Origin of the sequence: Streptomyces sp. NPDC003300, assembly GCF_040610915.1 — a bacterium.
Lineage (GTDB): Bacteria > Actinomycetota > Actinomycetes > Streptomycetales > Streptomycetaceae > Actinacidiphila.
In genome coordinates this window covers 150,076-176,252 of the sequence record NZ_JBEXNE010000009.1, presented here as the reverse complement: position 1 = coordinate 176,252, position 26,177 = coordinate 150,076, and the positions used below count along the sequence as shown (strand labels likewise).

General features: G+C 72.6%; 18 protein-coding genes. 8 read left to right on the top strand and 10 right to left on the bottom strand.

What is annotated here, in order from left to right; genetic code table 11:
* Positions 1-90 precede the first annotated feature (90 nt).
* On the top strand, positions 91-903 hold the full coding sequence (locus ABZX65_RS16125) for a response regulator transcription factor (RefSeq protein ID WP_355339184.1): 813 nt from the start codon (positions 91-93) through the stop codon (positions 901-903).
* Positions 896-2,014 carry a HAMP domain-containing sensor histidine kinase gene (locus tag ABZX65_RS16120; protein ID WP_355339181.1) on the top strand — a complete coding sequence of 373 codons (1,119 nt, stop codon included), beginning with the start codon at positions 896-898 and terminating at the stop codon, positions 2,012-2,014. Before ABZX65_RS16125 ends, ABZX65_RS16120 begins: the two co-directional genes overlap by 8 nt.
* A gap of 132 nt (positions 2,015-2,146) precedes the next feature.
* Here the strand turns inward: ABZX65_RS16120 and ABZX65_RS16115 are convergent, their stop codons facing one another.
* The 7 genes from ABZX65_RS16115 to ABZX65_RS16085 form a co-directional block, all read right to left on the bottom strand.
* Positions 2,147-3,205 (bottom strand): NAD-dependent epimerase/dehydratase family protein, encoded by a 1,059-nt coding sequence (locus ABZX65_RS16115; RefSeq protein ID WP_355339178.1) that lies wholly within the window; start codon positions 3,203-3,205, stop codon positions 2,147-2,149.
* A gap of 84 nt (positions 3,206-3,289) precedes the next feature.
* The gene (locus ABZX65_RS16110; protein WP_355339518.1) at positions 3,290-4,213 is read right to left on the bottom strand and encodes an LD-carboxypeptidase; all 924 of its coding nucleotides are present in this window, start codon (positions 4,211-4,213) and stop codon (positions 3,290-3,292) included.
* Between the two features lie 104 nt (positions 4,214-4,317).
* Positions 4,318-6,312 carry an LpqB family beta-propeller domain-containing protein gene (locus tag ABZX65_RS16105; RefSeq protein ID WP_355339175.1) on the bottom strand — a complete coding sequence of 665 codons (1,995 nt, stop codon included), beginning with the start codon at positions 6,310-6,312 and terminating at the stop codon, positions 4,318-4,320.
* A complete protein-coding gene (locus tag ABZX65_RS16100; protein ID WP_355339172.1) occupies positions 6,309-7,679 on the bottom strand; it encodes a M20/M25/M40 family metallo-hydrolase in 1,371 nt (456 codons plus the stop codon). Before ABZX65_RS16100 ends, ABZX65_RS16105 begins: the two co-directional genes overlap by 4 nt.
* Positions 7,672-8,505: a M55 family metallopeptidase gene (locus ABZX65_RS16095; protein WP_188281247.1), complete on the bottom strand. Its 834-nt coding sequence runs from the start codon at positions 8,503-8,505 to the stop codon at positions 7,672-7,674. Before ABZX65_RS16095 ends, ABZX65_RS16100 begins: the two co-directional genes overlap by 8 nt.
* Before the next feature lie 97 nt (positions 8,506-8,602).
* A complete protein-coding gene (locus tag ABZX65_RS16090) occupies positions 8,603-9,325 on the bottom strand; it encodes a class I SAM-dependent methyltransferase (RefSeq protein WP_355339168.1) in 723 nt (240 codons plus the stop codon).
* Positions 9,326-9,550: 225 nt separating this feature from the next.
* Positions 9,551-12,064, bottom strand: a complete 2,514-nt coding sequence (locus ABZX65_RS16085; RefSeq protein ID WP_355339165.1) for a SpoIIE family protein phosphatase — start codon at positions 12,062-12,064, stop codon at positions 9,551-9,553.
* A 282-nt stretch (positions 12,065-12,346) separates the two neighbouring features.
* On the opposite strand from ABZX65_RS16085, the gene ABZX65_RS16080 reads away from it, so the two are divergent.
* Positions 12,347-14,053, top strand: a complete 1,707-nt coding sequence (locus ABZX65_RS16080) for an MFS transporter (protein WP_355339162.1) — start codon at positions 12,347-12,349, stop codon at positions 14,051-14,053.
* A 236-nt stretch (positions 14,054-14,289) separates the two neighbouring features.
* Here ABZX65_RS16080 and ABZX65_RS16075 read toward each other — a convergent pair whose 3' ends face one another.
* Together ABZX65_RS16075 and ABZX65_RS16070 are read right to left on the bottom strand one after the other, a co-directional pair.
* Positions 14,290-16,743: an MFS transporter gene (locus tag ABZX65_RS16075; RefSeq protein ID WP_355339515.1), complete on the bottom strand. Its 2,454-nt coding sequence runs from the start codon at positions 16,741-16,743 to the stop codon at positions 14,290-14,292.
* Positions 16,744-17,027: 284 nt separating this feature from the next.
* Complete coding sequence (locus tag ABZX65_RS16070) at positions 17,028-17,474, bottom strand: SRPBCC family protein (protein ID WP_355339159.1); 447 nt, start codon at positions 17,472-17,474, stop codon at positions 17,028-17,030.
* A 144-nt stretch (positions 17,475-17,618) separates the two neighbouring features.
* On the opposite strand from ABZX65_RS16070, the gene ABZX65_RS16065 reads away from it, so the two are divergent.
* Entirely contained in the window at positions 17,619-18,686 is a 1,068-nt protein-coding gene (locus ABZX65_RS16065; protein ID WP_355339156.1) for an Rv2578c family radical SAM protein, read from the top strand.
* Positions 18,687-18,717: 31 nt separating this feature from the next.
* On the opposite strand, the gene ABZX65_RS16060 is transcribed toward ABZX65_RS16065, so the two are convergent.
* A complete protein-coding gene (locus tag ABZX65_RS16060; protein WP_355339153.1) occupies positions 18,718-19,224 on the bottom strand; it encodes an adenylosuccinate lyase in 507 nt (168 codons plus the stop codon).
* Between the two features lie 366 nt (positions 19,225-19,590).
* Between ABZX65_RS16060 and ABZX65_RS16055 the strand changes: the two genes are divergently transcribed.
* The 4 genes from ABZX65_RS16055 to ABZX65_RS16040 all read left to right on the top strand — a co-directional run bounded on the left by ABZX65_RS16055 (position 19,591) and on the right by ABZX65_RS16040 (position 26,177).
* Entirely contained in the window at positions 19,591-21,429 is a 1,839-nt protein-coding gene (locus ABZX65_RS16055; RefSeq protein WP_355339150.1) for a 3-hydroxybutyryl-CoA dehydrogenase, read from the top strand.
* A gap of 166 nt (positions 21,430-21,595) precedes the next feature.
* Entirely contained in the window at positions 21,596-22,387 is a 792-nt protein-coding gene (locus tag ABZX65_RS16050) for a TetR family transcriptional regulator (protein ID WP_355339147.1), read from the top strand.
* Between the two features lie 401 nt (positions 22,388-22,788).
* Positions 22,789-24,165, top strand: coding sequence for a crotonyl-CoA carboxylase/reductase (ccrA, locus tag ABZX65_RS16045; RefSeq protein ID WP_355339144.1), 1,377 nt, complete (start codon positions 22,789-22,791; stop codon positions 24,163-24,165).
* The gene (locus ABZX65_RS16040; protein WP_355339141.1) at positions 24,162-26,177 is read left to right on the top strand and encodes a protein meaA; all 2,016 of its coding nucleotides are present in this window, start codon (positions 24,162-24,164) and stop codon (positions 26,175-26,177) included. The genes ccrA and ABZX65_RS16040 overlap by 4 nt, the downstream gene beginning before the upstream one ends.

The following is a 26,177-nucleotide window of genomic DNA, read 5'->3' as shown; positions in this document are numbered from 1 at the left end:
AGACGCAAGGGACATAACGGACCCGCGATCCTTACGAAACACGGACGGCACCGCTCCCCGGCCTCCGTGGCGGGTGTCAGACTCGACAGCATGACCAGCCCCACCGTGCCCGCCGCCCCGGCCCCGCGCCGCCGGGTCCTCGTCGTGGACGACGACCCGACCGTCGCCGAGGTCGTCACGGGCTACCTCGACCGGGCGGGCTTCGCCGTCGAGCGCGTCGCCGACGGCCCCTCCGCCGTCGCCCGCGCCGCCGCCCTCCGGCCCGATCTGGTCGTCCTCGACCTCATGCTGCCCGGCATGGACGGCCTCGAGGTCTGCCGCCGTATCCGCGAGAACGGACCCGTGCCGGTCGTCATGCTCACCGCCCGTGGCGACGAGGACGACCGCATCCTCGGGCTCGAAGTCGGCGCGGACGACTACGTGACCAAGCCGTTCAGCCCTCGCGAGCTGGTGCTCCGCGTCGAGTCCGTCCTGCGCCGCGCGGGCAGCCCGCCCGACCCCGCCTCCGCCCCCGGCGCGTGGCTGCGCTCCGGCTCCCTCGCCCTCGACCCGGCCGCCCGCCGCGCCACCCGCCACGGCGCCGAACTCCCCCTCACCATCCGCGAATTCGACCTCCTCGCCTTCTTCCTCCACCACCCGGGCCGCGTCCTCGGCCGCGAGGAACTCATGCGCCGCGTCTGGGGCTGGGAATTCGGCGACCTCTCCACCGTGACCGTCCACGTCCGCCGCCTCCGCGAGAAGATCGAGGCCGACCCCGCCCGGCCCCGCCTGATCACCACCGTCTGGGGCGTCGGCTACCGCTTCGACCCGTCCGACGGCCCCACGGACGACCCCGCGGACGACCCGGTGGGCGACCGGGACATGGGCGCGGCCCCGGCTTCGGGCGGGGGACGCGATGCGTGACGTGGTGCTCATCGCCGCCTACGCGGCGGCCGGGGCGGGGGCGGCCGGGGTCCTCGGAGCGGTCGCGCTGCGGCTGCTGCGGCACCGGTCGGTGGCGTTGTCGCTCGCCGTGGTCGCCGTCGTGACGGTGGCGGCGATGCTCGCGGGGACGCTGTCGGTGGCGTGGGCGATGTTCCTGTCGCAGCACGACCTGGGTGTGGTCACGACGGTGTGCGGGATGGCGGCCGTGGTGTCGCTGGGCGTCACGCTGCTGTTGGGGCGGCGGGTCGTGGCGGGCAGCCGCGCGCTGGCCGCCGCCACGCGGGCCTTCGGCGACGGCGACGCCTTCGCCGCTCCCGCGCACGCGCCCACGGCCGAACTCGCCGAACTCGGTCGTGAGTTGGCCGTCACCAGCGCCAAGCTGGCCGACTCGCGCCAGCGCGAGCGCGCCCTTGAGGCGTCGCGCCGCGAGCTGGTCGCGTGGATCTCGCACGACCTGCGGACGCCGCTCGCCGGGCTGCGGGCGATGACCGAGGCGCTGGAGGACGGCATAGCGGAGGACCCGGCCCGCTACCACAAGCAGATACGGGCCGAGGTCGACCGGCTCAGCGGCATGGTCGGCGACCTCTTCGAACTCTCCCGCATCCAGGCGGGCGTTCTCGCCCTCTCCCCCACCCGCATGTCGATGTACGACCTCGTCGGCGACGCCATAGCGGGTGCCAATCCGCTGGCGCGCGAGCACGGTGTACGGCTGGTCGGCGACGGGGTCGAGCCGGTGCCGGTGGAGGTCGACGGCCGTGAGATGACGCGGGTCCTGGCCAATCTTCTGGCCAACGCCATCCACCGCACCCCCGCGGACGGCACCGTCGCCGTTTCCGCTCGGCGCGACGCCGCTTCCGGCTCCGTCGTGCTCTCCGTCACCGACGGCTGCGGCGGCATCCCCGCCGACGACCTTCCCCGCGTCTTCGACACCGGGTGGCGCGGGACCGGGGCGCGGACGCCTCCGGCGGGGGCGGGGCTCGGGCTCGCCATCGTCCGTGGCATCGTCGAGGCCCATCATGGGCGTGCCGCCGTGCACAACGTCCCCGGCGGCTGCCGCTTCGACGTCGTCCTCCCCGCCGCCCCCCTCTAACGGGCGGCACCCCGTGCCTTCAGGGGCAGGGGCAATTCGGTCGTCCCCGGACCGCCGGCCGGTGGTGGGTTGCTCGCGCAGTTCCCGCGCGCTCGGGGGCGCAGCCGCCTGCGGGATGGGGGGCCTGGCCGGCTAGGCCGACGGGCGTTGGGGGGCGTGGGCGAAGTCGGTGACGCCCTGGGTGAAGGGGACGCGGGGGGACCAGGCGAGTTCGTGGTGGGCGCGGGCCGCGGAGGCCGTGACGTGGCGGACGTCGCCGAGCCGGTACGCCCCGGTGACGCGGGGCGCGGGCCCCCCGGTGACGGCGGACAGGACGGTGGCCATCTCGCCGACGGTCCTCGGCGTGCCGGTGGCGATGTTGTAGGGGCGCAGGCCGCCGGGCGGCCGGTCGCCGAGCCGGGCGAGGGCGGCGACATTGGCGGCGGCCACATCGGCAACGTGGATGAAGTCCCGGCGCTGGCGGCCGTCTTCGAAGACGGCGGGGGCCTCGCCGCGGGCGAGAGCGGAGCGGAAGAGGGCGGCGACACCGGCGTAGGGGGTGTCACGGGGCATGCCGGGCCCGTAGACGTTGTGGTAGCGCAGGGAGACGGCCCGGCCGTCGGCGGCGCGGGCCCAGGCGGCGGCGAGGTGTTCCTGGGCGAGCTTGGTGGCGGCGTAGACGTTGCGGGGGTCGGCGGGCGCGTCCTCGTCGACGAGGCCGGGCGCGAGCGGTTCGCCGCAGCGGGGGCACGGCGGTTCGAAGCGGCCCGCGTCGAGGTCGGCGACCTGTCGCGGCCCCGGCCGTACGACGCCGTGCCGCGCGCACTCGTAACGTCCTTCGCCGTAGACGACCATCGACCCGGCGAGGACGAGCGACCGTACGCCCGCGTCGGCCATAGCGGCGAGCAGCACGGCGGTGCCGAGGTCGTTGCAGCTCACGTAGTCGGGGGCGTCGGCGAAGTCCTTGCCGAGGCCGACCATGGCGGCCTGGTGGCAGACCGCGTCGGCGCCGCGCAGGGCCTCCTCGACGGCGGCCCGGTCGCGGATGTCGCCGTGCCGCCATTCAACGCCGTCGGGCACGGGCGGCGGCAGGGCCCGGTGGGCGGCGGGCAGCAGTGCGTCGAGGACCCGTACCCGGTGTCCGGCGGTGCGCAGCGCGGTGACGATGTGCGAGCCGATGAAGCCCGCGCCTCCCGTGACAAGTACCAGCATGGGCCCGACCGTACGGTCCCGGCCGGGCCGATGGACCGGGCCCGGCCGGGGCGTCAGCGCTCCGTAAGAACTCCCCGCGCCGCCTCACACGAGCGCGGGCACCTCGTACGTGAGCGTCGCCGCGTCCGCGTCCAGCACCGCGGGCACCCCGAGCGGCACGGTCAGCGTGGACTCGCAGTGGCCGAAGCCGAATTCCTCGACGATCGGTACGCCGAGGCCGCCGAGGAGGTCGGTCATCAGGGACCGGACGGCGGGGTACGGGCCGCAGTCCTGCCAGGAGCCGAGGACGATTCCGGCGACGCCGTCGAGCCAGCCGGAGCGCAGGAGTTGGGTGAGGATGCGGTCGAGTCGGTACGGCTCCTCGCCGATGTCCTCCAGGACGAGGATGCCGCCCGCGGCGGACGGGCGGGAGTACGGGGTGCCGAGGTCGGAGGCGAGCAGGCTGACGCAGCCGCCGAGGGTGACCCCGGCCGCGCGGCCCGGTACGAGGGTGCGGGCGGTCGGGGAGGTGGGCGTCAGGGTCTCGTCGGGCGTGAAGAGGGTGCGCCGCAGGTGGTCCTGGGTGGGGCCGTCCTTGAGGAAGGTCTCGGTCGCCGCCATCGGGCCGTGCAGCGTGGCCAGGCCGAGCCGGGTCGCGAACGCCTCGTGGAGCGCGGTGATGTCGCTGTAGCCGATGAACGCCTTGGGCGTGGCCGCGCCCATGGCGTCCCAGTCGAGCAGGTCGACCATGCGCTGCGCGCCGTAGCCGCCGCGGGCGCACAGCACGGCCGCCAACGACGGGTCGCACCACGCCTGTTGGAGGTCGTCGGCGCGGGCCCGGTCGGTGCCCGCGAGGTAGCCGGAGGGGTGGTCGTCCAGGACGTGCGGTGCCACGACGGGGTCGAGGTCCCAGCTCCGCAGGATGTCGAGGCCCGCGTCGAGGCGTTCGCGCGGTACGGGGCCGCTGGGCGCCACGACGCCGATCCGGTCACCGGGCGCCAGCCGCCGGGGGCGGATCAGCGCGGGCACCGGCCCGCCGACCGGGCCGGCCGCCTGCCGCGGTCCGCCCCCGGAGCCCCGTCCGGCAGAGGCGTCGGCGGAGGAGGCGGCAGCGGCAGCCGTAGAACTCTCCGTCATGTGTGCAGCTCCAGCGGCGCGACGCCCTCCGGCGTGAAGCCGAAGACCTGCCCGTAGAGGGCGAGTTCGGCCTCCAGGCAGGTGACCATGGTGTCCAGGCGGCGGAAGCCGTGGCTCTCGCCCTCGAAGGTCAGATACGCGTGCGGGATGCCGCGTCCGGCGACGGCCTCCAGGAACCGCTCGCACTGCACGGGCGGGCAGATCACGTCGTCCAGGCCCTGGAGCAGCAGGAACGGCACGTCTATCCGGTCGCTGTGGTGGACTGGTGAGCGGTCGCGGTAGCGCTCGGGCACCTCGTCGAGCGGCCCGATCAGCGACTCCAGGTACTCCGACTCGAAGTCGTGCGTCTCCCCGCCCTCCCGCGACCAGCCGCGCAGGTCGAGGATCGGGTAGATGACGGTGCCGCAGGCGTAGGTGTCGGTGGTGGTCAGGGCCGCGGCGCTGGTCCAGCCGCCGGCGCTGCCGCCGCGGATGGCCAGCCGCGCGGGGTCGGCGACGCCTTCGGCGACCAGCCCCTCGGCGACGGCGGCGCAGTCCTCGACGTCCACCACGCCCCACTGTTCGCGCAGCCGGTTGCGGTAGGCGCGGCCGTAACCGGTGGAGCCGCCGTAGTTGACCTCGGCGACGCCGATGCCGCGGGAGGTGAAGTAGGCGATCTCCAGGTCGAGGACCATCGGGGCGCGGCTGGTGGGTCCGCCGTGCACCCAGATGACGTAGGGCGCGGGTCCCTCGGCGGTGACCAGCGGATTGCGCGGCGGGTAGACCTGCGCGTGCACCTCGCGGCCGCCGGGGCCGGTGAACGTCCTGGCCAGGGCGTCGGGCACGTAGGCGGGGTCGACCGTGTCGTGGTGCGCGCTGCCGATGACGCGGGTGCGGCCGGTCTTGACGTCCAGCTCGACCAGTTCGTACGAGGTGCGGGCACTGCCCGCGACGCCGATGACGCGGCTGCCGGACGCGGCGAGGGTCGCATTCCACTCGGTCCAGTGCCCGGGGGCGTCGGTGACCTCGCCGGTGGCGGGGTCGAGCAGGCCGAGCCGCAGGGCGCCGACGCCGTGCAGGACGGCGATCAGGCCGTCGTCGAGCGGGGCGAACCAGTGGTGGCCGAGTTTCCACAGCGCGTTGCCGAATTCCTCCTGGCGTGCGCAGAGGTTGACGGCTTCGCCGGTGGCCGGGTCGACGCGGTGCAGATTCCACCAGCCGGTGCGGTCGGTGGCGGCGAGCAGGGTGCCGTCGGCCGCCCAGCCGACCTGGGTGACGGATTCCTCGGGGCCGCCGATCAGGGTGCGGGCGGCGGTGAAGGTGCCGTCGGCGGTGACGTCGGCGATCCGCAGTTCGGTGCCGTCCCAGGGCATCAGCGGGTGGTCCCAGGCGGTCCAGGCGGCCCGCGTGCCGTCGGGCGACAGGCGCGGTCCCGTGACGAACCGGTGCGTGGCGGCGGCCAGTTCGCGTACGGCCGCGCGGTCGTCGGCGGCGGAGCCGTCGAGCGGTACGGCGGCGGGCACGCGGCGTACGTCGGTGGGCTTGTCGCCGGTGAACTCCTCCAGGACTCCCCAGACCTCACCGCGCTCGCGGTGCAGTGTCAGGTCGGCCCAGCGCAGTCCGCCGCCGACGGCGCCGACCGGGGTCAGCGGGCGCGGCGGGGTCTGCGGCTCGTCGGGGCGGAAGGCGTAGAGCCGCTGGTCGGCGAAGTTGGCGAAGACCACCAGCGGGGCGCCGTCCACGACGGCGCCCGCCCAGGGGGTGCCGCCGTATTCGATGACGCGGCTGCGGACGTTCCACGGCGCGGGCAGCGGGCATTCCTCGGTGCCGTCGGGCCTGCGGCGGATCAGCGCGCGGCGGCCCCCTTCGGCGGGGCGGGGCGCGGTCCACCAGACGTCGTCGCCGACGATGCCGACGAATTCGGGGCTGCCGTCGTGTGCGGCGGCCGTGGTGGCGTCGACGGGTGAGGGCCAGGCGCCGTGCGGGGTGGTGCTCCCGGTGGTCGTGGTCACGCTCCGGCCTCCGTTCCCGTGGCGCGCAGGAAGCGGTCGAGGACGTGGACGCCGAAGTGCAGCGCGTCGACGGGCACCCGCTCGTCCACGCCGTGGAAGAGCGCCTGGTAGTCGAAGCCTGGGGGCAGCCGCAGCGGTGAGAAGCCGTACCCGGTGATGCCGAGCCGGGAGAACTGCTTGGCGTCGGTGCCGCCGGACATGCAGTAGGGCACGACGTGCGCCTGCGGGTCGAAGTGTTCCAGCGACTCGCGCATCGCGGCGTAGGTCGGGGAGTCGACCGGGGCCTGGAGCGGGATCTCGCGGTGGTGGAACTCCCAGTCGACGTCGGGTCGTGTGAGCCGGTCCATGGTGGCGGCGAACTCGTCCTCGGCGCCGGGCAGCATGCGTCCGTCGACGTAGGCGGTGGCGGAGCCGGGGATCACGTTGACCTTGTAACCGGCTTGCAGCATCGTCGGGTTGGCGCTGTTGCGGACGGTGGGCCTGACCAGGTCGGCCGCCGCGCCGAGCCGTTCGAGGAGGGTGTCGACGTCGTCCAGGGCGGCCTGGTCGGCGGGGACGCCGTAGAGCGCGGCCAGTTCGGTGAGCGCGGCGGTGACGGTGGCGGTGAGGCGGACGGGCCAGTCGTACTCGCCGATCCGGGCGATGGCGGCGGCCAGTCGGCTGACCGCGTTGTCCCGGTTGACCTTGGAGCCGTGGCCCGCCTTGCCGTGTGCGGTGAGCTTGAGCCAGGCGGTGCCGCGCTCGCCCGCGGCGACGGGATAGATCCGCAGGTCGTCGCCGGCGTGGAAGGTGAAGGCGCCGGATTCGCTGATGCCTTCGGTGCAGCCCTCGAAGAAGTCGGCGTGCTTCTCGGTGAGGAAGCCGGAGCCGTAGGAGGCGCTGTCCTCCTCGTCGGCGGTGAAGGCGAGCACGATGTCGCGGGTGGGGCGGTGTCCGGTTCGGGCCCAGGCGCGGACGGTGGCGAGCACCATCGCGTCCATGTTCTTCATGTCGATGGCGCCGCGGCCCCAGACGACGCCGTCCCTGATCTCGCCGGAGAAGGGGTGCACGGTCCAGTCGGCGGCCTCGGCGGGCACGACGTCCAGGTGGCCGTGGACGAGCAGCGCGTCGGCGGCCGGGTCGCTGCCCGCGATCCGGGCGAGCACGTTGGCGCGGCCGGGCGCGGATTCCACGATCTGCGCTGCGATCCCGGCGTCGGAGAGCTGCTGGGCGACGTATTCGGCGGCGGGCCGTTCGTTGCCGTCGCCGCCGCCGCGGTTGGTGGTGTCGATCCTGATGAGGTCGGACGTGAAGGTCACGACCTCGTCGAGTGCCCGCGCGTCCACGGCGTCGTGCCGGACGTCTCGCTCGGCGGTCCGCTCAGCCATACTGCTCCTCCACCGCTTGCGACACGAGTGTGGTGACCGCCTTGAAGGCCCTGATGCCCTCGTACATCGTGGGCAGCGTGTAGGCGACACGCCGCTCCCCCGTCCGCTCCACGCCGGGCACCACGGTGGCGGCCCCGGCCAGGTGGACGGCGTCGAATTCCAGCTCGACGGTGAAGGGCCCGGCCTGCGCGGGCTCGTGGCGCACGGCCAGCGCGGCGGCGTCCTTGGCGGCGGCCCTGATGTCGGCGGCGGTGCGCGCGGGCGGGCGGCAGACGGCCGCGTAACGCGACACGTAGTCCTTCACCGCGACGGTACGGGCCTGCGGCGCGTACCCCTCGGCGTCGATCCCGGTCCTGTCGTCGCCGGTCACCAGCACCACGGGGACGCCGTACTCGGCGACGACCAGCGCGTTGAGCCTGCCCTCGCTGGCGGCGACGCCGTTGACCCACACGCCGGTGATGGAGTTGGCGAGGTAGGTGTGGGCGAGGACGCCCTCGGTCCCGGCGCCGGTGTGGTAGCCGACGAAGGCGATGCCGTCCACGTCTCCGTGCTGGACGCCCTCGACCATGGACAGGTCCTTGTGGCGGCCGGTGAGCATCTGGGCGCGCTCGTCCAGCTTCTCCAGCAGGAGATTGCGCATGGTCCAGTGCGCCTCGTTGACCAGCACCTCGTCCGCGCCGCCGTCGTAGAAGCCCGCGACGGCGGCGTTGACGTCCGAGGTGAACATATGGCGGCAGCGCTGCCACTGCTCGCTGCCGGGCAGCACGTCGGCGGGCCAGGTGACACCCGTCGCGCCTTCCATGTCCGCCGAGATCAGGATCTTCATGTTGCGTCACGTTACGCGGCGGCCGGAGGGCGCACCAGGGCCGGGCCCGGCCTGTGGATAACTTCAGTGGTCCAGACCAGTGAAGCGGGTGGGGGAATCAGCCGGTACGGCCCGCCACCAGCCATTTCGACGGTATCTCTATGCGTGTCCCGTCCACCCTGAACTCCGTTGTCACCAGGGGCTGTTCACCGTCGGCCAGCACTTCGAGCCCGGCGGCCCGGAAGAATCCGGGCAGCGCCGCGTCCGACACCTCGCCGGGCGCGATGCCGTGCGCGAAGATCGCCCCGAGCTTCTGCGGCGGGCCGGAGGGCCCCTGCGCGAGCCCCATCAGCACCGGCTTGGCCGCCTCCGCCAGCTCCAGCGCGAAGGCCCGGCCGCGGTGCCCGGTGAGCACCGCTATGCCGTCCGCCAGCCGCCCGCGGTCCTCCGGCTCGCACTGGTGCAGCACCCCGCGCATGTAGACGTTGGCGTCGCCGATCTCCTCGTGCAGCCGCTCCACCGCGTCGGTGTCCACCGCGTCCAGCCGCTGGTACTCCGCCACCCCGTGCGGATCGTCGCGCCTGGCCCGGTCGATCGCCTCCCGCGAGAGGTCCACGCCGACCACCCGGTCGTACCGCTCGGCCAGGAAGCGGGTCTGCGTCCCGTTCCCGCAGCCGAGGTCCACCACCGGAAGGCCGGGGTCGAAGTACGCCCGGAAGTGCGGGTAGTGCTGTTCCGCCGCGAGCTCGGGGTCGCAGTCCCAGAAGACTCCGCCGGGCTCGTGGGGCGCGTCCTGCCAGAAACTCTCCCACGCCTGCTCATACCCGCTGGACACGTTCACGCGTACTCACCACTCCCCAGGACCGCGATCGTAGAAAAAGGCACAGGCACGGCCGCCGACCGTGCCCGCATCAGGAGCTACCGGACCGTCACTTCGGAGTCAACGGCCCGGGCGGAATCGACGGCGCCGACGTCATCGACGCCACGGACGGAACCGACGCCTCGGACGGAATCGACGGCAGCGGCGTATTGAACGCCTCGGACGGAACCGACCGCGCCGGCGGGATCAGCGGCTCCGGCCCGGCAGCGGCTGCTCGAACCAGACGGACTTGCCCTGCGCGAAGCGGCTGGTGCCCCACTCGCGGGCGAGCCTGCTGACGATCCGCATGCCGCGCCCGCCCTCGTCGTCGGGCCCGGCGCTCAGCAGGACGGGGACGGCGTGGTCGTCGTCGGTCACCTCGCACAGCAGCGCGCCCGCGCGGACGAGCCGCAGCCCGATCCGCCGGGTGTGCGCGTGCCGCACCGCGTTGGTGACCACCTCGCCGACCAGCAGCTCCGCCGTCTCCGACATCTCCACCAGGTCCCAGCCGAGCAGCGTCTCGCGGACCAGGCGGCGGGCCCGCGCCACCTCGCGCGGGTCCGGCTCCAGCTCCCAGGTCATCACGTCGTGCCGCGGGATGCCGTTGAGCCGGGCCATCAGCAGCGCCACGTCGTCCTTGCGACCGCCGCGCGGGTTGAGCGCGCGGATGATCGTGTCGCAGGCGTCGTCCATCGACGCGGCCGGGTGCGCGGCGCTCTCGCACAGCGCGGCCAGACCGGTGCCGATGTCCTGGCCGCGCACCTCCACCAGGCCGTCGGTGCACAGGATGAGCCGGTCGCCGGGCGCGACCGGCACCCGTACCGTCTCGAACGGCACCCCGCCGACGCCCAGCGGCGCGCCCGTGGGCACGTCGAGCAGCTCGCTGCGGCCGTCGACGGCGCGGACCAGCACCGGCGGGATGTGTCCCGCGTTGGCGATCAGCAGATCGGACTCGACCGGGTCGTAGACCGCGTAGAGGCAGGTCGCCAGATACTGCTCGCCGAGCCGCTGCGCCAGGTCGTCCAGATTGCGCAGCAGTTGGGCCGGTGGCATGTCGAGCCCGGCCATGGTCTGCACGGCGGTACGGAACTGGCCCATCATCGCGGCCGAGTTCAGCCCGTGGCCCATCACGTCGCCGACCACCAGCGCCAGCCGCGAGCCGGGCAGCTTGATGCTGTCGAACCAGTCGCCGCCGACCCGGCCCAGCCGCTCGCCCGGCAGGTAGCGGGTCGCCACGTCACACCCCGGCATCCGCGGCGCGATGTGCGGCAGCATGCTGTCCTGGAGGGTGTCGGCGACATTCTCCTGATACGTGTACATGCGCGCGTTGTCGAGGACGAGCCCGGCGCGGGCGGCCAGTTCCGCGCCCGTCACGCGGTCCATGTCGTTGAACACCGCCCGCTCGCGGTGGCGCAGCAGGATCATGAAGCCCAGCACCACATCGCGCGCCTTCAGCGGGACGACGAGCATCGAGCGGTTGTTGATCAGCGGGCTGATGTCGCGCTTGGGGAACTGCGCGGCGATCGCGTTGCCCATCGGCTCGCTGATCCGCGGCACGAGCACCGGGTCGCCGGTGGTCATGCACTGGAAGAACGGCGTCTGCGCGGGGAAGGGCATGGACTCGCCGACCGGCACCACGTCGTCCCAGCGGCCCGGTTCGTCGGTGTGCTCGACCGCCACGCGGTACCACATGGTGGTGACGTCGGGCGGCCCGTCGGGGAAGCCCTCACCGGCCAGCACCTGCTCGCGCAGATATGTGCCCGCAACATCAGTGAAGCGCGGCACGACGGCCGCGCTGACTTCCTGAATGGTCCTGGCCAGATCGAGCGAGGTGCCGATCCGGCCGCTCACCTCGTTGAGGAATTCGAGGTGTTCGCGGACCGCCGCGTATTCGAGGTCGGGCGCCAACTCGTCGGCCGGGACGGCCCGCGGGTCGGCCGCCGCGGCGGCCTCGGCGGCGCGCCGTCTGGCCTGCCGCTCGGCCCGGCGCGGCACGCCCCAGTCCGGGGTGACCGGCACCCGGTCGTGCTGGCTTATCTCCAGCACCGGATAGCCCAGTTCCAGCACCTGCGCCACGATCCGCCCGCTCTCCAGCGGATTCATGCTCGGCAGGATCTCGGGCAGTTGCCTGGCGAGCTGGTCGGAGCCGGGGAATTCGGTGTGCAGCGCGAAGCCGGGCGCTATCCGCTCCGAGCAGTCCGCCGCCCCCGACCTGTCGGTCGCCGCCGCGTCGGGGTCGGTCATCGCGGAGGGCGTCCCGGCAGCGGCGGAGGAACCGGCCGCTGAGGAGGCGTCGGTGGCCAGCACGAGCAGCCGCTCGGGGCCCGGACCGACCAGCGGGTAGGCCCACCACAGCACGTCCAGGGGGACACGCCCGTCGCCGTCGGCGTCCGTGCGCCGCACGCAGTCGTACAACCGGGCGCGCCCCGCCGTCGGGTAGGAGCTGGCACCGGCCAGCGAGGACTCCAGGTCGGGCCCGGTGACGTCGTACGGGTACGCGGTGCCCGCCGTGCCGCCGCCCGGGGCGGCGTCCGGGGGCACGTCGAGTGCGCCGCCCACCGGTAAGAGGTCGAGCGCGTTCCGCCCGACGGCCTCTTCCCGTGTCCAGCCGAACAGCCGGCGCGCACCCGTACTCCAGTGCGACACCAGCCCGGCGGCGTCCACGACGATCACCGCGAGCGGGATACGTCCGGACGGCTCCGGCGGTTGACGGCGGTCCATGGTTCGTCGGGCTCCTTCCCTCGGCCCCGCGGTCCGGGGCCGGAGTGCGGTGGGAACCGCCCCGGCACAAGATCTACGATGCCGTTAACCACGGTACGACCGGTCCGGGTGCCAGGGGAGGGAAAGTACGAATCCGGGCGCACGCCCGCGCGCGAGCAACCAAACTGCCCGTGCTAGCGTCCAAACCCTCTGTTCGAACTCTCTCACGTCGGTGGAGTTCGACCCCCTCGCCGGAAGGGATGCCGGCCGGGGCGCACCGCATCCGCGACTGGAAGAGGCCACGTGACCACCTGGCAGCCTGCGCGCTGGACCGCCATGAGGGGACCGGGGGCCCTTTTCCGGCGGGTCGACCTGCGCAATCCTGTCGTGGCCGCCACGGTGCTCGCCGCGGTCCTGCATGTGATCTGGGCCTATTTCCTGGCCAAGGACTCCGGCGACATGGCCGCGCAGTACGCCTGGACGGACTTCATAAGGGCCCACCCCTCCGCCTCGTACAACCTGTCCTGGTACGGCGGCATGCACCCCGCGTCGTACAGCATTCTGTCGCCGTACATCATGGCCGGGCTCGGGGTGCGGACCACCGCCGTGATCGCGGGCACCTTGTCCACGACGGCGGCGACGCTACTGCTGATCCGGGCCCGGATCAAGCGCCCGATGCTGCCCGCGCTGTGGACGGCGTTCGCTCTTTGGGGTGACGTGCTCTCCGGGCGGGTCACCTTCGCGCTGGGCGTCCTGTTCGGTCTGATCGCCACGCTGCTGCTGTTCCCCACCGACCCGCCGGTAGGCGCGCGCCGCACCCCGCGGGTGCTGACCGCCACGCTGATGGGCGCGCTGGCCACCATGTGCAGCCCGGTCGCGGGGCTCTTCATCCTGGTGGTCGCGGCGGCGCTGTTCCTCACCGGGCGCCGCAAGGACGCGTATGTGATGGCGGTCTGCCCGCCCCTGGTGGTCGGCGCGACCTCGCTGCTCTTCCCCTTCTACGGGGTGCAGCCCTTCAAGTGGTTCTTCGCCATCATCCCCTTCGCCACGGCCGTGGCGATCGCCCTGGTGGTGCCGCGCGAATGGCGCGTCGTACGCGTCGGGAGCTGGATCTACGCGGCCGGTGTCGCGCTGACGTACGTCATCCCGTCGCCGATCGGCAGCAATGTGGAGCGGCTGGCCCTGCTGTTCGGCGGCACCGTGCTGCTGATCGTGGCCATGGCGTGGACCAGGGGCGGCCGGATGGCGCTGATGCTCTACCTGGCCTTCCTGGGCGTCGCGGGCTGGCAGATCTCCAAGCCCGTGGTGGACCTGGTGAACACCTCGGCGCCCTCGTCCACGGTCGAGCACGCGGCGCCGCTGATCGCGCAGCTCACCAAGGTGCGCGCGGACAAGGGCCGGGTCGAGGTCGTACCGCTGCGCTCGCACTGGGAGGCGTCGGGCCTGGCCCCGCACGTCAACCTGGCGCGCGGCTGGAACCGGCAGGCGGACGTCGAGCGCAATCCGCTCTTCTACGACGGCACGCTGACCGCGGAGACCTACCGGCAGTGGCTCCAGCGCTGGAGCGTCGGATACGTGGTGCTGCCGTCGGACACCCCGGACGGCGCGGCGGTGGCCGAGGCGAAGATCGTGGCGGCGGGCCAGAGCTGGCTGACGCCGGTCTGGCACGACGACTACTGGAAGCTCTACAGGGTCGCGAACGCCGATCCGCTGGCCGATCCGCCCGCGATCGTGGACGAGGCGAGTCCGGCCGAGCTGACCGTGACGATGCCGACCAGCGGCTCGGTGATCCTGCGCATCCCGTGGTCCCCGGTGCTGGGCATCGAGGGCGCCAACGACAACAAGCACGGCTGTCTCATCCAGGACGGCGACTGGACGCGGCTGTACGCGCCCTCGCCCGGCACGTACCGGATCGGCGGCACGTACGCGCTGATCCGCGGCACGCAGTGCAACAAGAACGACGTGGACGGCAGCGGCAGGCCGGACGGCGCGGCACCGGCCGGGCGCTGACCGGCCGGCTGTCCGACCTGCACGGCCTGCTGTCCGACCGGCTGACCGGCGGCCGACGGCCGCGGTGACCGGGAACGGCAACGGGCAGTGACCCTCACTCTTGTGGAGTAAGGGTCACTGCCCGTTCCGTACGGCGGTGGATACGGCCGCGCGTCCACGGCGGGTACGGCGGCGGCACGGTCCTCGTCGGCGTGACCGACGTATCCGGCGGGTCCGACGTATCCGCCGGACAGGCCCTAGTCGGCGTGTCCGAGCTGGAGGTCCCGCTCGGTCCTGCCGCCGCCCGCGACCTGGAGGACGGTGGCGACCGGCGGGTAACCGGCGGCGATCACCGTGTACTCACCGGCGGCGAGGTCCACGAACCGGAAGTGCCCGTCGGGGCCGGTGGTGACCGAGTCCACGACATTGCCCGCCGCGTCCAGCAGCGTGACCCGCGCGTCCTCGACCAGCCGCCCGCCGGGGGCGCGTACGGTCCCGCGCAGCACCGCGCCGCCCGCCAGCTCCACGTCCTGCCGGGTCTCCCGCGACGCCTGCACCGACACCGGCAGCGCGGCGGGCCTGAAGGCGGGCGCGCTGGCCGCCAGCGTGTACTCGCCCGCCACCAACTCGCTCAGGACGTAGGCGCCTTCGCGTCCGCTGCGGGAGGTCGCCACGACGTCGCCGCGGATGTCGGTCAGGGTCACGATGGCGTCCCTGACCGGGGTGCCGTCCGCGGTGCGCACGGCGCCCGCCAGACGTCCGGCGCCGCCGAGCACCACGTCGAGTTCGACCGGGCGGTCGGCGACGGTGATGCTGACGGCCTGCGGCTGGTGGCCGCCCGCGGCGGCGATCAGCACATAGCTGCCGCTGCCCGGGGTGCTCAGCGCGTACCGGCCGTCCTCGGTGGTCGCGCCGCGGCCGATCTGCCGTCCCGTGACGTCGATCAGGGTGAGCGCGGCGCGGCCGACGGAACTGCCGTCGGAGTGCTGGACGGTGCCGCACACGGGCACACCGCCCGCGTAGCTCTTGCGGGCGCCCGGCACGGCCGAGTCGGTCACGGTGAAGCCGGGCGCGCCGTCGGCGCCGGTGAGGGTGTCGGTGGCGGTGTCGCCGTCGTACGTGGTCGTCGGGGAAGCGGGGCCGTGCTGGGTCACCAGGGGTTTCTCCTTGAGGAGGAAGGCGAAGAGGAAGCCGAGCGCGAGCACCGGCACCAGGTAGAGGAAGATCCGCGGCATGGCCTCGGCGTACGCGTTGACGTACCCGTCGCGCACAGCCGCGGGGAGTGTGCGGACCAGTTGGGGGGTGACCGACTGGGCGTCGGGCAGGTGGGCGCCCTTGGGGAGTTCGACCGCGAGGCGCTTGGCGAGGCGGTCGGCGAAGAGCGTGCCGAAGACGGCCGCGCCGACCGAACCGCCGATCTGCCGGAAGTAGTTGTTGGCGCTGGTGGCCGCGCCGATGTCGGTGGGGCGCACCGAATTCTGCACGGCGAGCACCAGCACGGGCAGCATCAGGCCGATGCCGAGACCGAGTACGGCCATGTAGACGCTGTACTCGGCCTGCGGGGTGTCGGCGTCCATCAGCGACAGCAGATACATGCCGGCCGTCGACAGGGCGCCGCCGATGATCGGGAAGATCTTGTAGCGCCCTGTCCTGCTGATCAACTGCCCGCCGACGATGGAGGCGAGGACGACGCCCATCATCATCGGCAGCATGAGGAGCCCCGATCCGGTGGCGCTCGCGCCGTCGACCATCTGGAGGAAGGTCGGCAGATAGCTGGCCGCGCCGAACAGGGCGACGCCGACGATCCCGCCGATCAGGGCGGTGGTGTTGAAGACCCCGTCGCGGAACAGCCGCAAGGGGATGACCGGTTCCGCGGCGAACCGCTCGACGAGCACGAAGAGCAGCGCGCTGACCACGGCGCCCGCGCCGAGGCCGAGGATCTCCCGGGACTGCCAGCCGTACTTGGAGCCGCCCCAGGTGGTGACGAGCACCAGGCAGGTGGAGCCGACGGCCAGCAGCAGGGCGCCGAGCACGTCGAGGCGGGGCCGGACGGCGGGCTTGGGGAGTTTCAGCACGAGGCTGATCACGACGAGGGTGACCAGGCCGAAGGGCACGTTGATGGAGAAGCACCAGCGCCAGGAGGCGTGGTCGGTGAAGAAGCCGCCGAGCAGCGGTCCCGCGACCGACGCGAGGCCGAAGGCGGCGCCGATCAGGCCCATGTAGCGCCCGCGTTCCCGCGGCGGCACGATGTCGGCCATGATCGCCTGCACGCCGATCATCAGTCCGCCGCCGCCGATGCCCTGGATGGCGCGGAAGGCGATGAGTTCGTCCATGGTGCGCGACCACGCGGCCAGCGCGGAGCCGATGACGAAGGTCATGATCGCGAACTGAAAGACGATCTTGCGGCCGAAGAGGTCGCCGAGCTTGCCGTAGATCGGCAGTCCGATCGTGGACGCCAGCAGATAGGCGGTGACGACCCAGGACATCTTGTCGAGGCCGTGCAGCTCGCCGACGATCTTCGGCAGGGCGGTGGCCACGATCATCTGGTCGAGCGCGGCCAGCAGCAGCGCCAGCATCAGGCCGACGAAGACCAGCCGGACCCGGCGCGGTGTGAGGTCGACCGCGGCGCCGTTGCCGCCGGGCGGTCCCGAGGCGCCGCCCGCCTCCTCGGCCGCACCCCCGGTCCCCTCCCCCGGCCGTTCGTCGTCCACGGCCGCCGGACGCTCGATCAGCGTGCTGCCACCCACTGCCACTCCCCTCGTCGCGCCTGCCTGGCCACCGTTTCCCGCATTAAGCGACAACGACGAGCAAGCGCGACGATTCTCAGGAAGTACGCGAAACCACCCGTATCAGTGAACGATCACGAAACCAGCGGCACCGTAAGGGACTTCACTCCCCCGCGGTGCGCTCCCCTCACTTCACTCCACTCGGCCCCACTCCGCTCGGCCCCACTCCGCTCGGCGCCATTCCGCTCGGCCCCATCCCGCTCGGCGCCTCACTTCTTCTCGACGTCGGCGGCCAGCGAGGCGAGCAGCGCGTCGTAGATACGGCCGAGGCCCTTGGGCGCGAAGGTGCGCTCGAAGAAGCCGCCGACGCCGCTCGCGCCCTGCCAGGTGGTGACGACGACGACCTTGCTGCGGCCCTCGCCCGACGGGGTGACCGTCCAGGTGTTCACGAGCGTCGAATTGCGGTCGGTCTCGACCAGCGTGTCCGCGGCGGGCGCGGAGACGTCGAAGAGGCAGTCGCGGATCCGCTTGCTGGTGGCCTGGAGCTTCCAGTGGACGACGGTGCCCGCGCCGTGGCCGCCCTCCCGGACCTCGTACTCGCTGAACTGCTCAGGGAGCACCCGGCCGCGGGTGCCCGCGTAGTCGGCGACGGCGGCGTACACCCGCTCCGGCTCCGCGTCGACGATCCGCTCCGTGGTGGCCTCGACCAGCGCCATGACTTCTCCTCAGGTCCGTGCCAGGTCGCGCGCCTTCCCGGCGCGCCGCACAAGCCAACCACACGCGCTTATCGAATCTGTGTTCTATTGTGGAGGGACGGGCGACCGGAGACGGGCGGCCGGAGACAACCGGAGGAGGGCGCGATGCGCTGGGACCATCTGAGCGGCGACGACGCGGCGGCCGGTGGCGCGCCCGCGCTGTTCGGCGCCGACGCGGTCACCCGGACCTTCGACACGCCGGGCTTCCGCGGCATCACCTTCCACGAGATACGGGCGAAGTCGATCATCAACCGGGTGCCGGGGGCGTCCCGCATGCCCTTCGAGTGGACGGTCAACCCGTACCGCGGGTGCAGCCACGCCTGCGTGTACTGCTTCGCGCGCAAGACGCACAGCTATCTCGATCTCGACACCGGGATCGACTTCGACTCGCAGATCGTGGTGAAGACCAACGCGCCGGAGCTGCTGCGCCGGGAGCTGGCGTCGGCGCGCTGGCAGGGCCAGCACATCGCGATGGGCACGAACGTGGACTGCTACCAGCGCGCGGAGGGCCGGTATCAGTTGATGCCCGGCATCATCGCCGCGCTGCGCGACCGCGCCAACCCCTTCTCGATCCTCACCAAGGGCTCGCTGATCCTCCGCGACCTGGAACTGCTGCGGCAGGCCGCCGGCGTCACCGATGTGTCCATCGCGCTGTCGGTCGGCTTCACCGACGGCGAGCTGTGGCGCAGCGTGGAACCGGGTACGCCTTCCCCCGAGACCCGGCTGGCGGTCTGCCGCACCCTGCGGGCGAACGGGCTGCCGCCCACCGTGCTGATGGCGCCCGTCCTGCCCTTCCTCAGCGACTCCCCCGAGCAGTTGCGGGCCACCGTCCGCGCCATCGCCTCGGCGGGCGCCGCCTCGATCACGCCCCTGGTCCTCCATCTGCGGCCGGGCGCCCGCGAGTGGTACATGACGTGGCTCGGCCGGCACCACCCGCATCTCGTACGGCGCTACGAGACGATGTACGCGGGCGGCGCGTACGCCCCGACGTGGTACCAGCGCCGGGTCACCCGCCAAGTCCACGAATTCGCCACGGAGTTCGGCTGCGGGCCCGCGCATCGCGAGGGCACGCGGCGCTTCCGGAAGCCGGGCGAGCCGGAGGCGGGGCTGTCCGGCGACCAGGTGCCGGCGGCACGGCCCGCCGCGGAGAACACCCAGCTCACGCTGCTATGACCTCGCGCGGGTTCCGGACAGGCGTCAGGCCCTAGGCGTCGGCCAGCGCCGCGCGGGCGGCCGGGGCCAGTGGCGGGTGGGCGGTCGCGGCGCGCAGCGCGTGCCGGGCGGCGGGGGGCGCCTGCCGCAGGCACAGTGCGCCCAGGCCCTCCACGCAGGCCAGCGCGATGCGTTCGTGGGGCGCGGGGGTCGGCCGGGCGAGCAGCCGCTCCAGGGTGGTGGTGAGCGCCGGTACGGCCTCGGGCGCCCGCATTCGGACCAGGAGGCGGATGGCGGGCAGCGCGTACGCGACCCGCAGTTCGTTGGTGGCCAGCGCGGCGGCGGCCCGCCCGGTCCGCGGGTCCGCCAGCCGCGCCAGCGCCTCGGCGGCGCGGCTCGCCCGCGACTCGTCCCGGTAGTTCAGCAACAACGCCAGCGTCTCGAACGCCCGCCGGTCTCCCGCCTCCGCCAACTCCACGGCGGCCGCCTCCCTCACCTCCAACGGTTCACCCACGGCGGTGAGCTTGCGAGCGAGGCGTTCACGGGTCTCGACGTCCATCTCCCCACTGTAGGAGCCGAGTTTCCCGTTACCGCCCCGGCGGGGCGGATCGGTCGCTCCCGGACCACCGGCCGGTGGGGGCGGGCCGCTCAGATGGGGGCGGCGCAGATCACATGGGCACAGGACTGGCGGGGAAGTTACTCGCCGGTTACGCTCGGGGGACGTGCACGGTGGTCGGTGACGCAGCCGCCGTGGACGGGAACACTCGTCGGTTCGGCATCATCGCGGCGCGGCCCCGGGACAGGGCTCGCCTATCTCTTCGCGCGGGCACGCACCCCTGCACTTCCGGCCCGCGACTCCACCTCACTCCTTCAGCCGTGTGCGCGCGTGGCGCGCTCCGGTCTCCCCAGCGTCTGGAGTCACGCGATGGACCGTCCGTCCACACCCTCATCGTCAGCGACCGCATCCTCACCTCCCGCCGCGAGCGCGGCGCCCCTGGCGACCGTCGCCGTCGTGGGCCTGGGCACCATGGGCACCGGCATCGCCGAGGTCATGGCCCGCGCCGGTCACGAGGTGATCGGCATCGACATCGACCAGAGCGCGGCGCGCCGCGCGGTCACGGCGCTGGAGCGTTCCACGGCGCGCGCCGTGGAGCGCGGCCGGAGCACCGAGGCGGAGCGCGGCGACGCGCTGGCCCGCTTCCGTACGTTCCCCGATCTGCGGGCCGCCGCCGAGGCGGATCTGGTGATCGAGGTGGTCGACGAGCGCTACGACATCAAGCGCGAGGTCTTCACCGAGCTTGACCGGCTGGCCAAGCCGGACGCGATCCTGGCGACCGGCACGAACGCCCTGTCGGTGACCCGGCTGGCGGCCGAGACCTCCCGCCCCGACCGGGTGCTGGGGCTGCACTTCTTCGCGCCCGCGCCCGCGATGAAGCTGGTCGAGGTCGTGTCGACGGTCCTGACGTCGCCGGAGACCACGGCGGCCGTCACCGCCCTCGTGCGGAGCCTCGGCAAGGAGCCGGTGCCGGTCGGCGACCGGCCGGGCTTCATCGCCGACGGCCTGCTGTTCGGCTATCTCAACCAGGCGGCGGCGATGTACGAGGCGCGGTACGCCACTCGCGAGGACATCGACGCGGCGATGCGGCTGGGCTGCGGGCTGCCGATGGGCCCGCTGGCGCTGCTCGACCTGATCGGCGTCGACACCGCCACGACCGTCCTCGATGCGATGTACGAGGCGTCCCACGACCGGCTGCACGCCCCTGCGCCGGTGCTCAAGCAGCTCACGGCGGCCGGGCTGCGGGGCCGTAAGTCGGGCCGGGGTTTCTACAGCTACCAGGCGCCGGGCAGCGCGGTCGTGGTGCCGGACGCGGAGACTCCGGGCGCCGGGGACACCCGGCCGGCCGGGCGGCCGGTGCGCGCGGTGGGCGTCGCGGGGTCCGGCACGATGGCGACCGGTATCGCCGAGGTCTTCGCGAAGGCGGGCTTCGACGTCGTGGTGGCCGCCCGTACTCAGGAGAAGGCGGAATCGGCGGTGGCGCGGCTGGCGAAGTCGCTGGACCGCTCGGTCACCAAGGGCCGGCTGACCCAGGAGCAGCGGGACGCGGCGGTGGCGCGGGTGTCGCCGTCCGGTTCGTACGACTCCTTCGCCGACGCCGACCTGGTGGTGGAGGCGGTGGCGGAGGATCTGGCGGTCAAGCAGCAGCTCTTCCAGATGCTCGACAAGGTCTGCAAGCCGGGCGCGGTGCTGGCCACCACCACCTCGTCGCTGCCGGTGGTCGCGGTCGCGCGGGCCACCGGACGCCCGCAGGACGTCGTCGGGATGCACTTCTTCAACCCGGCGCCCGCGATGAAGCTGGTCGAGGTCGTGCACACGGTGCTGACCGCGGACGACGTGCGGGCGACGGTGCACCAGGTGTGCGGCGCGGTCCGCAAGCACGCGGTGGACTGCGGCGACCGGGCCGGTTTCATCGTGAACGCGCTGCTGTTCCCGTACCTCAACAACGCGGTGAAGATGGTCCAGGACCACTACGCGAGCGTGGACGACATCGACGCGGCGATGAAGCTCGGCGGCGGCTATCCGATGGGCCCGTTCGAGCTGCTCGACGTGGTGGGCCTGGACGTGTCGCTGGCGATCGAGCAGGTGCTGCACGAGGAGTTCCGCGATCCGGGCCTGGCGCCCGCGCCGCTGCTGGAACACCTGGTGTCCGCGGGCTGCCTGGGCCGTAAGACCGGCCGCGGCTTCCGCGAGTATGCCCGGCGCTGAGGCGCGCCCCGGCAGCGGAACAGGGCACGGCACCGAGCGCCGCGCCGACACCGGCGGCGCGCCGTCCGGCGGGCGTGAGCGCAGGTCGGACCGCGGTCGTCCGGCGGACTGGGGACGTTTCCCCCCGGCCGCCGGACGGGGGGCCGCGCCGTGTTACGTTCCCCACATGTCCCAGCCCGCGAAGTCCGACCCACCTGAGACCGCGAACGGCCGTCGCGCCGCGGCCCAGCGCCACCGGGTGCGCCAGGACCTCGCGTCGGCGGCCATGCACCTGTTCGCCGAGCGGGGTTACGAGGCCACGACGGTCGACGACATCGCGGCGACGGCCGGGGTGGCGCGCCGTACGTTCTTCCGGCACTTCCGCTCCAAGGAAGAGGCGATCTTCCCGGACCACGACGACACGCTGGTACGGGTGCAGGCGGTGCTGGACTCCGCGGAGCCGTACGAGCACCCGTTGGACACGGTGTGCCGGGGCATCACCGAGGTGCTGCGGATGTACGCGTACATGCCGGAGGTGTCGGTCGAGCGGTACCGGCTGACCCGCGAGGTGCCGACGCTGCGGGAGCGCGAGATCGCCTCGGTGGCCCGGTACGAGCGGCTGTTCACCCGCTATCTGCTGGGCCACTTCGACGAGGGCGCGCACCGGGACGGCGACGACGACCCGCTGCTGGCCGAGGTGGCCGCCTCCGCGGTGGTCGCGGCGCACAATCACGTCCTGCGGCGCTGGCTGCGCAATGACGGCAAGGGCGATGTGGAGGCGCAGCTCAACCACGCCTTCGACGTCATCAAGGCCACCTTCGGCAGCGGCATCGGCGCGGGCCGGATACCGTCGCGGGTCGCGGTGGAGCCTGCGGCGACCGTGTCGCGGCAGGGTGAGGTGGTGGTCGCGGTCGCCCGCACCGACGCCTCCCCGGCCGAGATCCTGCGGACGATAGAGCAGGCCCTGCGCCGCGCCTGAGCGCCCCGGGTGCCGTCGGCGCCCGCCCGGCGCCCGAGCGCCCGCCCCACCGCACCCGCAACCACGGCAGCGGCCGACCGGAACCCCGGTCGGCCGCTGCCGCTCGTTTGTGGCGTCCCGGTGACACGTGAGACAAATTTTTGGCACGCAGTGTCTTTACGACTGGCACTGCGTGCCATACCGTGACGGTAGTCCGGGCGGCCGGCGTACGGATATCCCGCGTACGCCGACTGTCCCCAAGGCCCGGACCCGCCTGCGTCACAGGTATCCCCGCGCCACCGCGCACATGGTCAGTTCCACCGCCGTACCCGCCGGACCGACGACGGCACCCCCAGCCATCCGCCCCTGCGTTCCCCCAGCGCCAACGCAGCAGCAGCACGCTTCGCCGGAGGTCAGACACCATGAAGGAAATCCTGGACGCGATCCTCGCGCCTGACAGTTCGGCCGCCGACTTCGCGGCCCTCCCGCTGCCGGAGTCCTACCGCGCCGTCACCGTCCGCAAGGACGAGGCCGAGATGTTCGCCGGACTCACCACCCGCGAGAAGGACCCCCGCACCTCGCTCCACCTCGACCAGGTCCCGCTGCCCGAACTCGGGCCCGGCGAGGCCCTGGTGGCGGTGATGGCCAGCTCGGTCAACTACAACTCGGTCTGGACCTCGATCTTCGAGCCGGTCTCGACCTTCTCCTTCCTCGAGCGCTACGGCAGGATGTCGCCGCTCGCCAAGCGGCACGACCTGCCGTACCACGTCATCGGCTCCGACCTGGCGGGCGTCGTGCTGCGCACCGGCGCCGGGGTCAACGCCTGGAAGCCCGGCGACCGGGTCGTCGCGCACTGCCTGAGCGTGGAGCTGGAGTCCGCCGACGGGCACAACGACACGATGCTCGACCCCGAGCAGCGGATCTGGGGCTTCGAGACCAACTTCGGCGGCCTCGCCGAGATCGCGCTGGTCAAGTCCAACCAGCTCATGCCCAAGCCGGAGCACCTCACGTGGGAGGAGGCCGCGGCGCCCGGACTGGTCAACTCCACGGCCTACCGCCAGCTCGTCTCGCGCAACGGCGCGGGCATGAAGCAGGGCGACAACGTGCTGATCTGGGGCGCGAGCGGCGGACTCGGCTCGTACGCCACGCAGTTCGCGCTGGCGGGCGGCGCCACCCCGATCTGTGTCGTCTCCAGCCCGCAGAAGGCGGACATCTGCCGGGCGATGGGCGCGGAGGCGATCATCGACCGCAGCGCCGAGGGCTACCGGTTCTGGAAGGACGAGCACCACCAGGACCCGCGCGAGTGGAAGCGGTTCGGCGCCCGGATCCGCGAACTGACCGGCGGCGAGGACGTCGACATCGTCTTCGAGCACCCCGGCCGCGAGACCTTCGGCGCCTCGGTCTACGTCACCCGCAAGGGCGGCACGATCGTCACCTGCGCGTCCACCAGCGGCTACACCCACGAGTACGACAACCGCTACCTGTGGATGAGCCTGAAGCGGATCGTCGGCTCGCACTTCGCCAACTACCGCGAGGCGTGGGAGGCCAACCGGCTGATCGCCAAGGGGAAGATCCACCCGACGCTGTCGCGGACGTACACGCTGGCCGAGACCGGGCAGGCGGCGTACGACGTGCACCGCAATCTCCACCAGGGCAAGGTCGGCGTCCTCGCGCTGGCCCCCGAGGAGGGCATGGGCGTCACCGACCCGGAGCTGCGCGCGAAGCACCTGCCCTCGATCAACCTGTTCCGCGACGCGACGTCCGGTGTCCCCGACTCCCCTGCCGGGGACGCCCGATGACAGGGCGTCAGAAGGACCGGCCCTGGCTGATGCGGACCTACGCGGGGCACTCGACCGCGGAGGCGTCCAACGAGCTGTACCGGCGCAATCTGGAGAAGGGCCAGACGGGCCTGTCCGTCGCCTTCGACCTGCCGACCCAGACCGGCTACGACGCGGACCACGTGCTGGCCCGCGGCGAGGTCGGCCGGGTCGGCGTGCCGATCGCCCATCTCGGCGACATGCGGCGGCTGTTCCAGGACATCCCGCTGGAGCGGATGAACACCTCGATGACCATCAACGCCACCGCCATGTGGCTGCTGGCGCTCTACCAGGTGGTCGCCGAGGAGCAAGGACTCGGCGAGGAGGGCCTCACCGCGCTCCAGGGCACGACGCAGAACGACATCGTCAAGGAGTACCTGTCACGGGGGACGCATGTCTTCCCGCCGGTCCCGTCGCTGCGGCTGACCACCGACATGATCACGTACACGGTCAACCACCTCCCCAAGTGGAACCCGATCAACATCTGCAGCTACCACCTCCAGGAGGCCGGGGCCACGCCGGTCCAGGAGATCGCCTACGCGATGTCCACGGCGATCGCCGTCCTGGACGCGGTCTTCGCCTCGGGGCAGGTCCCGGAGGAGCGCAGGGGCGATGTCGTCGCGCGGATCTCCTTCTTCGTGAACGCGGGCGTGCGCTTCGTCGAGGAGATGTGCAAGATGCGCGCCTTCGGCCGGATCTGGGACACCGTCACCCGCGAGCGGTACGGCATCGAGAACGCCAAGCAGCGCCGCTTCCGCTACGGCGTGCAGGTCAACTCGCTCGGCCTGACCGAGGCGCAGCCGGAGAACAACGTCCAGCGGATCGTGCTGGAGATGCTGGCTGTCACGCTGTCCAAGGACGCCCGCGCCCGTGCGGTGCAACTCCCGGCGTGGAACGAGGCGTTGGGGCTGCCCCGGCCCTGGGACCAGCAGTGGAGCCTGCGCATCCAGCAGGTGCTGGCGCACGAGAGCGACCTGCTGGAGTACGAGGACATCTTCGACGGCAGCCATGTGATCGAGGCGAAGGTCGAGGAGCTGGTGGCGCTCGCCACCGCCGAGATCGAGCACATCCAGGAGCTGGGCGGCGCCATGGCGGCGGTCGAATCGGGCTATCTGAAGTCGGAGTTGGTGTCCTCGCACGCCGAGCGCCGGGCCCGGATCGAGTCCGGCGAAGAGAAGATCGTCGGCGTCAACGTCTACGAGTCCACCGAGACCAGTCCGCTGACCGCCGACCTCGGCACGGCCATCATGACCGTCGACCCGGCCAACGAGGCGCGGGTGGTGGCCGCGCTGCACGACTGGCGGGTGGCGCGTGACGAGGCGCGCGCGCAGGAGGCGCTGACCGCGCTGCGCTCGGCCGCGGCGGGCACCGACAATCTGATGCCCGCGACGCTGGACTGCGCGCGGGCGGGGGTGACGACCGGCGAGTGGTCGTGGGCGCTGCGCGATGTGTTCGGTGAGTTCCGGGCGCCGACCGGGGTCAGCGGCGCGCCGGTCGCGGTGGCCGCCGAGGAGGGCAGTCCGATGGCCGAGGTACGGCGCAAAGTCGCCGAGACGGCCAAGGAGTTGGGCGGCGGACGGCTGCGGCTGCTGGTCGGCAAGCCGGGGCTCGACGGGCACTCCAACGGCGCCGAGCAGATCGCCGTACGCGCCCGCGACGCCGGTTTCGAGGTGGTCTACCAGGGGATCAGGCTGACACCCGAGCAGATCGTGTCGGCGGCGGTGGCCGAGGACGTGCACTGCGTGGGTCTGTCGATCCTGTCCGGTTCGCACGCCGCCCTGGTGCCGGACGTGCTGGAGCGGCTGCGCGGGGCCGGGGTGGACGACATCCCGGTGGTCGTCGGCGGGATCATCCCCTCGGCGGACGCCAAGGCGCTGATCGAGGCCGGAGTGGCGGCCGTCTTCACCCCGAAGGACTTCGGAATCACCGGGATCATCGGCCGGATCGTGGACGAGATCCGGCTCGCGAACAAGCTGGAAAAGCTGGAGGTATGA

Bases quoted from the DNA above. Each gene is read 5' to 3' on its own strand.
- ABZX65_RS16125 (WP_355339184.1), top strand. From the start codon at position 91: ATGACCAGCCCCACCGTGCCCGCCGCCCCGGCCCCGCGCCGCCGGGTC.
- ABZX65_RS16120 (WP_355339181.1), top strand. From the start codon at position 896: ATGCGTGACGTGGTGCTCATCGCCGCCTACGCGGCGGCCGGGGCGGGG.
- ABZX65_RS16115 (WP_355339178.1), bottom strand. From the start codon at position 3,205: ATGCTGGTACTTGTCACGGGAGGCGCGGGCTTCATCGGCTCGCACATC.
- ABZX65_RS16100 (WP_355339172.1), bottom strand. From the start codon at position 7,679: ATGGCTGAGCGGACCGCCGAGCGAGACGTCCGGCACGACGCCGTGGAC.
- ABZX65_RS16095 (WP_188281247.1), bottom strand. From the start codon at position 8,505: ATGAAGATCCTGATCTCGGCGGACATGGAAGGCGCGACGGGTGTCACC.
- ABZX65_RS16085 (WP_355339165.1), bottom strand. From the start codon at position 12,064: ATGGACCGCCGTCAACCGCCGGAGCCGTCCGGACGTATCCCGCTCGCG.
- ABZX65_RS16070 (WP_355339159.1), bottom strand. From the start codon at position 17,474: ATGGCGCTGGTCGAGGCCACCACGGAGCGGATCGTCGACGCGGAGCCG.
- ABZX65_RS16065 (WP_355339156.1), top strand. From the start codon at position 17,619: ATGCGCTGGGACCATCTGAGCGGCGACGACGCGGCGGCCGGTGGCGCG.
- ABZX65_RS16060 (WP_355339153.1), bottom strand. From the start codon at position 19,224: ATGGACGTCGAGACCCGTGAACGCCTCGCTCGCAAGCTCACCGCCGTG.
- ABZX65_RS16055 (WP_355339150.1), top strand. From the start codon at position 19,591: ATGGACCGTCCGTCCACACCCTCATCGTCAGCGACCGCATCCTCACCT.
- ABZX65_RS16050 (WP_355339147.1), top strand. From the start codon at position 21,596: ATGTCCCAGCCCGCGAAGTCCGACCCACCTGAGACCGCGAACGGCCGT.
- ccrA (WP_355339144.1), top strand. From the start codon at position 22,789: ATGAAGGAAATCCTGGACGCGATCCTCGCGCCTGACAGTTCGGCCGCC.
- ABZX65_RS16040 (WP_355339141.1), top strand. From the start codon at position 24,162: ATGACAGGGCGTCAGAAGGACCGGCCCTGGCTGATGCGGACCTACGCG.